This is a genomic window from Pseudoalteromonas sp. SIMBA_162 (genome assembly GCF_046535955.1).
GTDB lineage: Bacteria > Pseudomonadota > Gammaproteobacteria > Enterobacterales > Alteromonadaceae > Pseudoalteromonas > Pseudoalteromonas marina.
In genome coordinates, this window is sequence record NZ_JAWJBQ010000760.1 from 1 (window position 1) to 255 (window position 255).

Annotated in this window: 1 protein-coding gene; it reads right to left on the bottom strand. The window is 66.3% G+C overall.

The window, feature by feature from the left end:
- On the bottom strand, nt 1-255 hold a 255-nt coding region (locus tag R0J88_RS21730), incomplete at both ends, for a LysR substrate-binding domain-containing protein (protein WP_410901137.1).

The window sequence follows — 255 nt, forward strand, 5'->3', positions numbered from 1 at the left end:
CTCGCGACCATCTGCAGCATGATGTCGGTCGTCTCGATCGACTTGTGGCGCCGCGGCACGATGGCGGCCGGCGTCAGGAACTGGTTGTAGATGTCGAGCCGGTCGGTCTCGACCGGGTACGTGATCAGCACCTCGTCGGCCAGTTGCTCGGGCGTGACGTAGTCGGCGTTCGCGAGCCGGTGCGCGTCGGCGACCACCAGCACCTGCTCGTAGTCGAACACCGGATCGAAGCGCAGGCCCGGATTGTTCAGCGGG